Annotated in this window: 9 protein-coding genes; 4 read left to right on the plus strand and 5 right to left on the minus strand. The window is 73.3% G+C overall.

Going from position 1 to position 12,119, the window contains the following annotated elements; all coding sequences use genetic code 11:
• Window positions 1–77 precede the first annotated feature (77 nt).
• Window positions 78–1,157 (minus strand): PP2C family protein-serine/threonine phosphatase, encoded by a 1,080-nt coding sequence (locus ACWEK3_RS26985; protein WP_450542654.1) that lies wholly within the window; start codon window positions 1,155–1,157, stop codon window positions 78–80.
• A gap of 189 nt (window positions 1,158–1,346) precedes the next feature.
• Window positions 1,347–1,715 carry a hypothetical protein gene (locus ACWEK3_RS26990; protein WP_450542652.1) on the minus strand — a complete coding sequence of 123 codons (369 nt, stop codon included), beginning with the start codon at window positions 1,713–1,715 and terminating at the stop codon, window positions 1,347–1,349.
• A gap of 81 nt (window positions 1,716–1,796) precedes the next feature.
• Between ACWEK3_RS26990 and ACWEK3_RS26995 the strand changes: the two genes are divergently transcribed.
• The 4 genes from ACWEK3_RS26995 (at window position 1,797) to ACWEK3_RS27010 (ending at window position 5,036) form a co-directional block, all read left to right on the plus strand.
• Window positions 1,797–1,985: a hypothetical protein gene (locus tag ACWEK3_RS26995; protein WP_453250772.1), complete on the plus strand. Its 189-nt coding sequence runs from the start codon at window positions 1,797–1,799 to the stop codon at window positions 1,983–1,985.
• 208 nt (window positions 1,986–2,193) lie between these two features.
• Window positions 2,194–3,858, plus strand: coding sequence for an energy-dependent translational throttle protein EttA (ettA, locus tag ACWEK3_RS27000; protein ID WP_361408295.1), 1,665 nt, complete (start codon window positions 2,194–2,196; stop codon window positions 3,856–3,858).
• Window positions 3,859–3,867: 9 nt separating this feature from the next.
• The gene (locus tag ACWEK3_RS27005; protein ID WP_450542648.1) at window positions 3,868–4,314 is read left to right on the plus strand and encodes an acyl-CoA thioesterase; all 447 of its coding nucleotides are present in this window, start codon (window positions 3,868–3,870) and stop codon (window positions 4,312–4,314) included.
• On the plus strand, window positions 4,311–5,036 hold the full coding sequence (locus ACWEK3_RS27010; protein ID WP_450542646.1) for a hypothetical protein: 726 nt from the start codon (window positions 4,311–4,313) through the stop codon (window positions 5,034–5,036). Before ACWEK3_RS27005 ends, ACWEK3_RS27010 begins: the two co-directional genes overlap by 4 nt.
• A 10-nt stretch (window positions 5,037–5,046) precedes the next feature.
• Here the strand turns inward: ACWEK3_RS27010 and ACWEK3_RS27015 are convergent, their stop codons facing one another.
• From ACWEK3_RS27015 to ACWEK3_RS27025, 3 genes are read right to left on the minus strand one after another with little or no spacing between them, the layout of a single operon-like run.
• The gene (locus ACWEK3_RS27015; RefSeq protein ID WP_450542645.1) at window positions 5,047–6,006 is read right to left on the minus strand and encodes an ABC transporter ATP-binding protein; all 960 of its coding nucleotides are present in this window, start codon (window positions 6,004–6,006) and stop codon (window positions 5,047–5,049) included.
• A 58-nt stretch (window positions 6,007–6,064) separates the two neighbouring features.
• Window positions 6,065–8,821, minus strand: coding sequence for an FtsX-like permease family protein (locus ACWEK3_RS27020; protein WP_453250802.1), 2,757 nt, complete (start codon window positions 8,819–8,821; stop codon window positions 6,065–6,067).
• Window position 8,822: 1 nt separating this feature from the next.
• On the minus strand, window positions 8,823–12,086 hold the full coding sequence (locus ACWEK3_RS27025; protein WP_453250773.1) for an FtsX-like permease family protein: 3,264 nt from the start codon (window positions 12,084–12,086) through the stop codon (window positions 8,823–8,825).
• Between the last annotated feature and the right edge of the window lie 33 nt (window positions 12,087–12,119).

The following is a 12,119-nucleotide window of genomic DNA, read 5'->3' on the forward strand; positions in this document are numbered from 1 at the left end:
TCCCCGCTTCCACAACACCGTGCCCGATGTCCGCCTCCGATGAGAAGGCGCCAGCCGGAGGAGCAAGGCATCCTCGCCTACTGCCCGCTGACGCCGGCGTGTCCGCGCTGGACGTGCTGAAGGTGGCTGCCGGGGTGGGGGATGGGGGCCCGGTGGATGGCGAGGAGAGCGACGTCGTCGCCGAAGCGTCCGCCGGTGTGGGCGAGCAGGTCGCGTTCGATGCTGTGGAGCAGTGCCTCTGGAGGGTGGTCGGTCCACTGGGCTGCGCGTTCCGCGAGCGGGTAGAAGACGCCGTTGTGGTCACGGGCTTCGATGACACCGTCGGTGTACAGGAGCAGCGTGTCCCCTGGGCCGAAGGGCAGGACATCGACAGCGTGGTTGTCGGGATCCGCGACGCCGACGCCGAGTGGGGGCGCGGGGTGGAGGCGGGGAACAGTGACGGTGTTGTCCGGGCCCAGCAGCAGGGGTGCCGGGTGGCCGCAGCTGGTCATGCGGACCAGGGGCTCGGCGTCGGCGATCTCGACCAGAAGAGCGGTCACGAAGCGTTCTCCCACCTCGTCCTCCGGTTCGAGGTCGGGAAGGTAGCGGGTCATGCTCCGTTCCAGGGCAGCGGCCAGGTCGGGCAGGGAGGTGTGCTGGTGGGCGGCCTCGCGGAAGGCGCCGAGCAGGAGGGCGGCCTCGCCCAGGGCGGGCAGGCCCTTGCCCCGCACGTCGCCGATCATCACGCGGGCCGCGCTGCCGATGCGGACGGCGGCATACAGGTCGCCGCCTATCTCGGCCTCCTCCTCGGAAGCCAGATAAACACAGGCGAGCCGCAGCGGGCCGAGCCGGCTCGGCAGCGGCCACATCACCACCTGCTGGGCGGCCTTGGCGACCGATCGGACCCTGGCCATCTGGCGTGCGTGCCGGTCGCGCACCGCACACAGGACCACGATCAACGAGGTGATCACCGCGATAGCGATCACCTCCACCACGACGTTCCGCGAAGACAGCGTTCCGGTGCGCCAGCCGCTGATCGCCTCGCCCGCCATGGCCAGGACGCCGATACCGGCCGTCATCCAGGGGCCCGCGAACCACGCGGTGAGCGTGGGCGCGACCACCAGCAGGGGGCCGAGAACGATATTTGGCCCAGTCGCGATGTCCGCGGCAGTGATCACAACAATGAGCACAACAGGGATCAGTAGCAGCAGGTGGCTCGGCTGCCACGGCTGCCACGGCTGCCCAAGACCCACACGTCCCTGCCCGGAGCCCACGCCTTCCACACTGCACCGCTACGGATCGCCCCGCGACCGCAGGAGACCGGCGTTCGCCTGAGCGACAGGCCGCGGTGCCTTTCCCCCAGGCGCTCAGGCTGCGGCTTCGCCGGGGTCCTCGTCCTCATCCTCGTCATCCGAGGAGCCGCCCCGCTCGTAACCCGCAACGGGAACAACGCGCCCGTCAGCAAGGGTCCTCGTATGCTCGACTACCTGGTGCTTGACGGGGGTTTTCCGTCGCTCGTCCACGGCCGCGGGGTCGGCGACCGACCCGATGTCCTCGGCCTCCTCGGTGGCGTTCTGTTCCATGGCCTTCCTGGCGACCACGACAACGACGGCCAGGGCCACGCCGCCCAGGGCGGTGCCGGCGGCGAGGATCTTCCCCTTGTGCTTCCCGTACAGGTTCTTCGTCTTCTCGACGAAGGAGGTGGGCTCGCCGTCCTCGGGCGTGGAGTCATTCACGCACACACATCTACCGGACCCATCCCTCACCTGTCAGGCAATCACCCGACATCGCCCGATCATGTTCAGTGGCTTGCCGCTATGACCGATGACATTGTTCTGCGCCTGGACCGCACCAGCGCCGAGGACCTGTACGAGGTGCTCTGGTTAGTGGGCGAGCACCTTGCTGCCGGCGCGCCCATCCCGGCGCTGCCTCACGAAGCCAATGAGCGGCTGGGCCGAGTGATCAGCGCCCTGGGTCGCTCGCTGGGCAAGGACGCCCCCCTCTGAACATGTAGGGCTGGGCCGTCTCTGGGCCGTGCGAGGGCGCCCGAGGCCGACCAACGGCGACCGACAGTGACAGTCGAGCCACCGTCGCCACCAGTGAAACCCCAGGTCAGAGGACCCGGACCAGATGGGTTTCCGCGTAGGGGTGGCGGTACGGCAAGATGGGGTGTATCTGCCCACTGCCTGATTTCAAGCTGCCGGACGGTTTCTCTTGGCTGAGTTCATTTACACCATGCGCAAGGCGCGCAAGGCGCACGGCGACAAGGTGATTCTCGACGACGTCACCCTGAACTTCCTTCCGGGTGCCAAGATCGGCGTCGTCGGCCCGAACGGCGCCGGTAAGTCGACCGTGCTGAAGATCATGGCGGGGCTGGAGCAGCCGTCCAACGGTGACGCGTACCTGTCGCCCGGCTACAGCGTCGGCATCCTGCTGCAGGAGCCCCCGCTGACCGAGGAGAAGACGGTCCTGGAGAACGTCCAGGAGGGCGTGGCCGAGATCAAGGGCAAGCTCGACCGGTTCAACGAGATCGCCGAGCAGATGGCCACCGACTACTCGGACGCGCTGCTGGAGGAGATGGGCAAGCTCCAGGAGGAGCTCGACCACGCCAACGCGTGGGACCTCGACGCCCAGCTCGAGCAGGCCATGGACGCCCTGGGCTGCCCGCCCGGCGACTGGCCCGTCACCACCCTCTCCGGTGGTGAGCGCCGCCGTGTCGCGCTGTGCAAGCTGCTGCTCGAGCAGCCCGACCTGCTGCTCCTCGACGAGCCCACCAACCACCTCGACGCCGAGTCGGTGAACTGGTTGGAGCAGCACCTCGCCAAGTACGAGGGCACCGTCGTGGCCGTCACCCACGACCGGTACTTCCTGGACAACGTGGCCGGCTGGATCTGCGAGGTGGACCGCGGCCGGCTGCACGGCTACGAGGGCAACTACTCCAAGTACCTGGAGACGAAGGCCGCCCGTCTGAAGGTCGAGGGCCAGAAGGACGCCAAGCGGCAGAAGCGGCTCAAGGAAGAGCTCGAGTGGGTGCGGTCGAACGCCAAGGGGCGGCAGGCCAAGTCCAAGGCGCGTCTGGCCCGCTACGAGGAGATGGCCGCCGAGGCCGAGAAGATGCGGAAGCTGGACTTCGAGGAGATCCAGATCCCGCCGGGCCCGCGCCTGGGCAGCGTCGTCGTCGAGGTCAACAACCTCAACAAGGCCTTCGGCGAGAAGGTCCTCATCGACGACCTCTCCTTCACGCTGCCCCGCAACGGCATCGTCGGCGTCATCGGCCCGAACGGCGCGGGCAAGACCACGCTGTTCAAGATGATCCAGGGCCTGGAGCAGCCGGACTCCGGCAGCATCAAGGTCGGCGAGACCGTCAAGATCTCCTACGTCGATCAGAGCCGCGCGAACATCGACCCGAAGAAGACGCTGTGGGCCGTCGTCTCCGACGAGCTGGACTACATCAACGTCGGCCAGGTCGAGATGCCGTCCCGGGCGTATGTGTCCGCGTTCGGCTTCAAGGGCCCGGACCAGCAGAAGCCCGCCGGCGTGCTCTCCGGCGGTGAGCGCAACCGCCTCAACCTGGCGCTCACCCTGAAGCTGGGCGGCAACCTGCTGCTCCTCGACGAGCCGACCAACGACCTCGACGTCGAGACCCTGTCCAGCCTGGAGAACGCGCTCCTCGAGTTCCCCGGCTGCGCCGTCGTCGTCTCCCACGACCGGTGGTTCCTGGACCGCGTGGCGACGCACATCCTCGCCTACGAGGGCGACTCCAAGTGGTTCTGGTTCGAGGGCAACTTCGAGTCGTACGAGAAGAACAAGATCGAGCGACTCGGCCCGGACGCCGCCCGGCCGCACCGCGCCACCTACAAGAAGCTGACCCGGGGCTGATCGAAGCAGATGCGCCACATCTACCGCTGCCCGCTGCGCTGGGCGGACATGGACGCGTACGGCCACGTCAACAACGTGGTGTTCCTCCGTTACCTGGAGGAGGCACGCATCGATTTCCTGTTCCGCCCGGACAAGGAGTTCAAGCAGGGGTCCGTGGTGGCGCGCCACGAGATCGACTACAAGCGCCAGCTCGTCCACCGGCACGCGCCGGTGGACATCGAGCTGTGGGTCACCGAGATCAAGGCGGCGTCCTTCACCCTCACCTATGAGGTCAAGGACGGCGACCAGGTCTACGTCCGGGCCTCGACGGTGATCGTGCCGTTCGACTTCGAGGCGCAGCGTCCGCGCCGGATCACCGTGGAGGAGCGCGAGTTCCTCCAGGAGTACACCGACGACGCCGGCACCGGTGACGACGCCGCGGACGCGGGCGACAAGGAGGAGGCCGTCGCCGCATGACGGTCCTCCACCTCGCCGACGAGACGGAGGCGGCCGACCTCGCCGCCTTCCTCTCCCGGCTGCTGCACTACGACCGTTCGGCCGCGGTGCGCCTCCAGGCGACGGGCACGGCGCTCGCCGTCTTCGGACGGCCGGCGTCCTTCGAGGTGCTGGCCGTGCGTGCGGTGCGGCTCGCCGAGCCGTACCGCGGCGAGCCCGACGCCACGCTCGACGTGACCGTCTCCGCCGGTGAACTGCTGGAGTCCGTCGACGAGTCGGCGGCCACGGCCGCGGTCCCGGCGGCGGTGACCGGGCCGCCGTGGGCCGGCGTGCTGCCGCCGCGCGGCGGCTGGCGGACGGAGCCGGGGCTGCCCCCGGCCGGTGTCCTGGGCGCGACGGTGGCCGCCGCGGTCGCCGAGTTCCGCTCCCGTACGCGGGAGTTGGCGCAGGAGCACCGCACACGCGCCGAACTCGACCGGATCGGGCGGGAGATCTGGTCCCGGCTGGTCGGCGAGACCCAACTGCCCGTGCGGGCCGTGCACGCGGCACAGTCGCTGCGGTTCCTCAGGCCCCCCGCCGCCGTCGGCGAGGGGGACTCCGCGAGGCCCCCGGCGGCCTCCGGCGAGGAGGACCTCGCGCTGCTGTCGTCGGGGACGTGGCTGCGGCTGCGAACCCCCTACGGTTCGATCGCGGTACGGCGGGCGGAGGCCGGACTCGGCTCCCTGGACGTCAGCGTCCGCTGACCGCGGCGGCTCAGCTTCCCTCGCTGTCGTCCGGCCGCACCGCGATGTGGTCGGGCTCCAGCTCCAGCGCCACCCGGTCGCGCATCCCCAGGGCCTGGGTGTACTCGGCCGGCAGTTGCAGACGGCCGGCCCGGTCGAGCATGGCGTACTCGCGGCTCACCAGCTTCTCGTCGCCGGTCGCCGCGTCCACCTCGCTGCGGCGCAGCACCTCGCTGGAGGTGCGGCCGTCGCGGATGGCGACCGTGCGGCGGACCTCACCGGCCACCGCCTGGTCGTGGGTGACGATGACGATCGTCGTGCCCAGATGCTCGTTGGCGGTGCGGAAGGCGGCGAAGACCTGCTCGCCGGTGTGGGAGTCCAGTTCGCCGGTGGGCTCGTCGGCGAGCAGCACCGCGGGGTTGTTGGCGAGGGCCACCGCGATCGCCACGCGCTGCTGCTGGCCGCCCGACATCTGGTGCGGGCGGTGGTCGCGGCAGTGGCCCACCTCCAGCAACTCCAGGAGTTCCACCGCGCGTTCGGCCTTGGCGCGGCGGCTTCGCCCTCGGGCGCCGGACAACTGCATGGGCAGGGCGACGTTCTGCGCCGCCGTCAGGTAGGGCAGCAGGTTGCGGGAGGTCTGCTGCCAGACGAAGCCGACGACCTCGCGGCGGTAGCGCAGGCGGTCCTTCGCGGTCATGGCGAGCAGGTCGTGGCCCGCTACCCGGGCCGCGCCCGCCGTGGGAGTGTCCAGCCCGGCGAGGATGTTCATCAGGGTGGACTTGCCGCTGCCGGAGGCGCCGACGAGGGCCATCAGCTCGCCCTCGCGGACCAGCAGGTCCAGGCCCTGGAGGGCCTGGACCTCCACGCCGTCGGCGGTGAAGATGCGGACCAGGCGGTCGCAGCTGATCAGCGCGTCGTGGCCGTAGGCCGGGCGGGTGCGGTTCGCGGTGGCGCGCTCGGCCAGGTCGGCCAGGGTGGGGTTCGTCGTCATCGGGGCTCTCCTGCGCGGCGGCTACGGCGGCTACGGCGGCTGTGGCGGTCCGGTCGGTTCATCTCGCGTCCCCCGCTCTCAACTCCCGTACCGATCCCCTGCGTCCCGTCCACCACGCCTGGCTCACGGCGATCCCCACGGTCAGCAGCAGCACCGCCGCCGCCGGCAGGGCCAGCGAGAGCGGGTCCGTCCGCAGCGCGTTCCCGCCGGCGGACGCCGTCGTCGACGGCAGCGCGATGGCCGTCAGGTCGATGCCGGGGGAGAGCAGCAGGACGGTCGCCCAGCCCGCCAGCGCTCCGCCCGCCGCGGCGAGCAGCGCCTGGGGCAGGGACTCCAGGACGAGCAGACGGCGGCCCTGCGCGCGAGTGAGGCCCATGGTGCGCAGGCGGGCGAGGAGCGCGGCACGCTCGGGGGCGGCGCGCAGCAGGGCGAGCAGCAGGGCCAGGACGGCGTAGCCGGCACCGGCGGCCACCGCCACCGCGTAGACGCGCTCGGCGCCGGACTGGAGGGGCGAGTCGACGTACTGGGCCCGCTCCTCGGAACGCAGGTGCACGGACACCGACTTGCCCACCGTCCGGCGCAGGGCGCCGGCGTCCGGGTGGCCGCCGGTCAGGAGCAGTGTGTTCGTACGGGTCGTCTCGCGGCTCAGCCCGGCCCGGTCCACGACCAGGAAGCTGGTGCCTACCACGGCCGGGGTCCGGTCCCGGACGGTGACGATCCGGACGGTGACGTCGGTCCCGTCGCCCAGCATCACGCTGAACGGCTGCCTGCCGAACGTCTCGGCGATGGAGGGGGAGGCCAGTGCCGGCAGCGGGGCCCGGGCGCCGTCGGCCGGCCGCCGCAGTTGCTGCTCGGGGAAGACGCCGAGGCCGGTGCTCCTGGCCAGGGAGGCGTAGGACGCCGGGTCGACGCCCGCCAGGGACACCCGGGTCAGGTCCGTTCCCGCCTTGGCCAGGGAGTCGACGCTCACCTCGGTGAGCCCCCGCACGCCCGGTGTCCGGCGCACCCGGTCGGCCAAGCCGGCCGGCAGCGCGCCGGTGTCCTCGACGCGCCCGTCGGCGCCGACGGCGAGGAGGGCCGCCTGGTCGCGGGCGTCGGCCACGCCCGCCAGTACCGAACCGCCGAAGGCGGCGGTGGTGAGCGCCGTCAGCAGCGCCAGCAGGGGCAGCACCGCCGAGACGGAGGAACGGCCCGCGCGGGCCAGGGACAGATGGCCCACCGCCCCGCGCAGCCGGTCGGCCGGACGCATCAGCCAGCGCAGCGGCAGCGGGTACAGGCGGACCAGCACCAGGGCCGCGATCACGCCCACCAGCACGGGGGCCAGGGACACCAGTTGGTCTCCGGACCCGTCCGAGGCGCCGGCACCCTCCGAGGGCCCCGAGACCCCGTGCCGCCGCAGCGCCTCCACCGCTCCCGCCGCGATCACCAGCAGCGTCAGCTCGGCGACCGTACGGCGCCGGGAGGGACGTACGGACACCGTGTCCTCGCGCGGTCCGTGGACGCTGACCGCGCGGTGCGCGACCAGCGCGCGCACGGGCAGCGCGGCACAGGCGACGGCGGTGACCACCGCGGCCGCGAGGACTGCCTGGCCCGGGCGGCCCCCGGGGACGGCGAGCAGGGCCGCACCGAGCCCGAGCGCCCCAGCGGGCACGGCGACCACCGCCGTCTCGGCGAACAGCCGGCCGGCCAGGCCGGTCAGGGAGGCGCCGCGGGCGCGCAGCAGGGTGAGTTCGGAGCGGCGGCGGTCGGCGGCCAGGCCCCCGGCCATCAGCAGGACGACGAGGGCGACGGTCGCGCTGCCGAAGGCGGCGACCGCGACCAGCGGGCCGACACCGGACCTGAGGTGGCCGTAGGAGACGAGCACGTCGTCGAGGTCGGTGCTGACCTGCGCGGCCGGGTCGGTGGCCGTGCGCACCTGTACCAGGCCCGGCCCGGACTTCAGGGCTGCGACGGAGGACTTCAGGCCGTCGAGGTCGTGGGCGTGCAGGGCGCCGGTGTCGGGTGCCACCTGCCAGTACCGGATCGGATGTCCGTCGGTGCCCAGCATGGCGGGGGCCGCCTCGGGCGGGAGCAGCAGGGCGCCGAGCCAGCACTTCTCCGAGAGGGGGTCGGTCGGGTTCACGGGGACCAGCGCCGGGGTGCGCATCAGGGGCTGCGTCGCCCAGTACGCGCCGTCGCGCTCACGCGGCGTCAGGATGCCGGTGATCCGCACGGCCAGCGGGGGCCGGGACGCGGCGGGTACGTGGATGACGGAGCCGACCTCGATGTGCAGGCTCCTGGCCGTCTCGGCGGTCACGGCGGCCTCCACCTGCGCGGTCGCCGCCGTCACTTCGCCGTTCGCCCGCGGCAGCCGGCCCGTGCGCACCGAGGAGTGCGCGGCCAGTCCGCTCTGCGCGACCAGGCGGACCTGCGGGGGCAGCCCGTTGGGCCGCGGGAGCCAGGGGTCGGGGACGGGGAGGTCGGTGCCGGTCAGCACCCCGTACGCCGACCGGCCGGGGTCGGCGGCGAGCGGCCGCCCGACGGCGCCGAGGACGGCGGCGTGCTGTCGGCCCATGACGGGCGGGAGCAGCGCCTTTTCCCGTTCCCGCTGGGCGAACTGGAGGCCGGGTTGCGGGGCGTACATCAGCAGGGTGGTGCGCTTCGGGGTCGCCCGGTCGACGGCCCGGACCAGGCCGGCGTCCTCGTACCGGTCGACCGCGCGCGGGAACGCGGCCGCCAGGCACGCGGTCAGCGCGACCAGCAGGGCGAGGGCGGCCGCGGCACCCGGCGCGGTGCGCAGGCGTACCCGGACCCAGGCGGGAGTGACGGCGTTCAGCTCACTCACCTCCGCGGTCTCGAAGGGACAGCGCCGGGTCGGGCCGGCGCAGGGTCAGTACCGCCGTGACGACGAGCGGCGCGGCGGCGACGGCCGCCAGCAGCACGGCCACCCGGGCGACCGGCAGTTCGACCAGGACGGTCGGCAAAGGTTTCGTGGCCTGCCCGGTCAGCACGATCAGCGGGATCACGGCCCGTGTCAGCACGGTGCCCAGGGCCACGCCGACCGCCAGCGCCAGGGCCAGCAGCACGCTCTGCTCGGCGGCCAGCGTCCGCGCCAACTGGCGGCGCGGGGCGCCCAGGGCGCGCAGCACGGCGAACTCGGCGTCCCGCTCCCTGAGCGCTCCGGCCGCGCTCACCGCGAAACCGACCGCGGCCAGCGCCGCGGCGACCACGGCCGCGGCGGTGAAGGCGGCCGCGGGTCCGGCGCCGAACGGGTCGTCGCGCAGTTGGGCGGCGATCTCCTCCCGCACGATCACCTGCGCCGGGGCGATGTCGGGCTGGGCCCGCAGGGCCGCGGCCACACGCGCCGCCTGGCCGTCGTCGGTGCGCAGCCACCACTCGGTGGGCACCACACTCTCGCCGTGGCGTGCCTGGAGCAGCCGGTTCACCGACCGCAGATCCATCAGCACGCCTCCGCCGTCGTGTGCCGTGGCACCGGCCTGGTCGGCACCGGCCATGGTCGGCAGTTCCCGTACCGCGCTGACGATCCGGACCGGAACGTTCTGGCCGCCGAACGTCACGTCCAGCCGCTGCCCTGCACGGGCGCCCGTGGAGGCCAGGAAGCGGTCGGTCGCCAGGGCCGTGATCTCTGGCTGCGCGGGCTGTGCGACCTGGAGCCGCAGGGTCAGCGTGCCCGTCGCCCAGGGCTGGTCGCGCGGCACGTAGCCGGTGCTGTAGGTGACGGTCAGCGGGCGGGAGGACGTCACGGAGGGTGCGCCCGGCGTGTCGAAGGGGGAGGGGTCGGAGCCGGTGCCGGCCGAGGTCGCCTTCCAGGTCGTCGGCAGGCTCAGGTGCCGCTCTGTCCCGTCGGCGGCGGTCGCGGTCGCCTCGGAGACGGTGAGGCGGTGCCGCTCGTTGTGGCCGACGGGCTGGGACAGGGTCACGTCCAGGCCGGTCAGGACGAGGGGGCCCGCGGTGGCGGGGAGATCCAGGTCCAGCGGGTGGGAGTGGCCGTCGGCGGGCAGCGCGCCGAGCGGCATCCGGTACGGGACTCCGTAGCGGTCCTCGACGGTGGCCCCCACGTCCGCCGAACTCCCGGCTCCGGCGCCGCGGATGGCGGTGGTCAGCCGCAGACGGGCCGTCCCGGCGGGCACCTTCAGACCCGCCGTCGGGCTCTTGGGCGCGAGCCCCGCCAGCAGCGGCCGTACGGGATCCGACACCAGGTCGGGGCGCATCAGCATCGTGTCCGCCGCGTTCGCGGTGTCCAGCGCGAGCACGGTCGCGTTGCGGTTGCCGGACAGCGACAGCGTGGTGCGGACCGCGGGAGCGGCGGCGCTCACGTGGGGGAGGGCCGCGTACCGCTCGGTGCGGCCGAGGTCTCCCTCCCCGGCGGCCAGTACGCGCACCGGCGCACCCGCCTGGAAGTCGGCCTGGTCGTCCTGCGAGCGGTCCCAGGAAGCGCCCTGACCGATCGCCAGCATGCCCAGCGCGATGGCGAGTACGAGCAGCAGCACCGGACCGGCCCCGCGCATCGGGCGGCGGCTGAACTGCCAGCCCGCCAGCGCGGCCGGCAGTCCGCGGCCTCCGGTCGCGCGGCGCTCGGCCAGCCGGGCCACCGGCGGCAGCAGCCGCAGGGTGAGCACCGTTCCGGCCAGCAGGGCCAGCGCGGGCGCGGTGACCAGCAGCGGGTCGATGCCGAGCGTGCCCGTGAGATCGCCGCCGACCGCGCCGGAGGGCTGCCGGTTCAGCTGCCAGTACGCCACACCGGCCACCGCCAGCAGTCCCACGTCCGCGCCGGCGCGCAGCGGCGCGGGCAGCGCACGGGCCCGCGAGCCGGTCGTGAATGACGAGGTCAGCGCGGGCAGCGTCACCGCCATCGCGCAGCCCAGCGCCACGGCCGCCGCCACCAGCCAGACCCCGGGCCGCCCGGCCGCGGAGACGTCCGGGTGCAGTCCGATCCGGGCCAGGGCGCCCTGCCCGGCCAGCAGTCCGGTCAGCGGTCCCGCCAGCAGCGGCGCGCAGGCCGCCGCGGGCACGGCGAGCAGCAGCGCCTCTGTGGCGGCGAGGCCCGCGATCCGGGCTCGGGAGCCGCCGCGGGCCCGCAGCAGGCGGGTCTCCCCGCCGCGTTCGGTGCTCAGCAGCCGGGCCACCAGCAGCAGCGCGTAGCCGGCGAGCAACGCCAGCTGGAGCACGGCGATCAGCAGGGTGGAGCGGGCCACGAGCAGGGAGCGGTCGATCCGGTCGAGGACGGCGGGCAGCGAGGACGTGACCTCCGGTGCGCCGCTCACCGCCGTGGACTTCCGCAGGGACGCGGCACTCTCGCGCGCCGCGTCGCGCAGTGTCCCGATCCGCCCGGTCGTCAGCGTGGAGAAGTCCGCCGACGCCTGCCACGCGGTCTGTCCCGCGCTCACCCTGCCGCCGGTGACGACGGCGGGGTCGGTCAGCAGCGGCCCGTACATCGTGAAGCTGACCTTGCGGACGCCGCGACCGCCCAGTTCGTCCAGCCGCCAGTACGGTGCGTCGGCGCTGACGGGGCGGTAGAGCCCGGTGATCCGCACCTGGGCCTTCCGGCCGCCGAGGCGGTCGGTGAGGGTGAGCCGGGCGCCGGGCTTCAGCCCGAGGCGCTGCGCGGCGGTCTGCGGCAGCGCGACCTCGACGTCGCGCGTCGCCGTCGCGCCGGGGAGGCGTCCGGAGACGAGCCGCACCTGGGTGGGGTCCATCGCCGCGAAGTAGGTCAGGTCCGGGTCGCCGGAGCGCTCTGCCGGGGGCCGCAGGGACAGGGGCAGGCCGTAGGGGCCGGAGCGCACCAGGGTGCGCACGGTGACCGGCAGCCCGTCAAAGGCCTTGCGGGTCTGCTCGCGTACGGCGGCGTCGGCGGCCGCGCGCTTCTCGGGCGGTGTGTCGCCGCGGACGACCAAGGAGGCGTCGGCGGCGTTGCGCGGGTCCCGCAGGGAGTGGCGCAGCGCCGCGTCGCCGATCGCGCCGGAGTAGGCGGTGAGCGTCGCCAGGACCGCCGTGGTCAGCAGGACCGTGAGCAACGCGGCGGCCAGCAGCAGCCGGTGCGCCCGCGCTCGCAGCAGGACGAATCCCGTGAACCCCGCCACCCGGCTCCCCCTGCCGTTGTCCAGACCTTTTCG

The organism is Streptomyces sp. NPDC004721 (assembly GCF_053601495.1).

What these genes read in the sequence shown, in the direction of transcription:
- ACWEK3_RS27010 (WP_450542646.1), top strand. Translation starts at nt 4,311, where the DNA reads ATGACGGTCCTCCACCTCGCCGACGAGACGGAGGCGGCCGACCTCGCC.
- ACWEK3_RS26995 (WP_453250772.1), top strand. Translation starts at nt 1,797, where the DNA reads ATGACCGATGACATTGTTCTGCGCCTGGACCGCACCAGCGCCGAGGAC.
- ACWEK3_RS27015 (WP_450542645.1), bottom strand. Translation starts at nt 6,006, where the DNA reads ATGACGACGAACCCCACCCTGGCCGACCTGGCCGAGCGCGCCACCGCG.
- ACWEK3_RS27005 (WP_450542648.1), top strand. Translation starts at nt 3,868, where the DNA reads ATGCGCCACATCTACCGCTGCCCGCTGCGCTGGGCGGACATGGACGCG.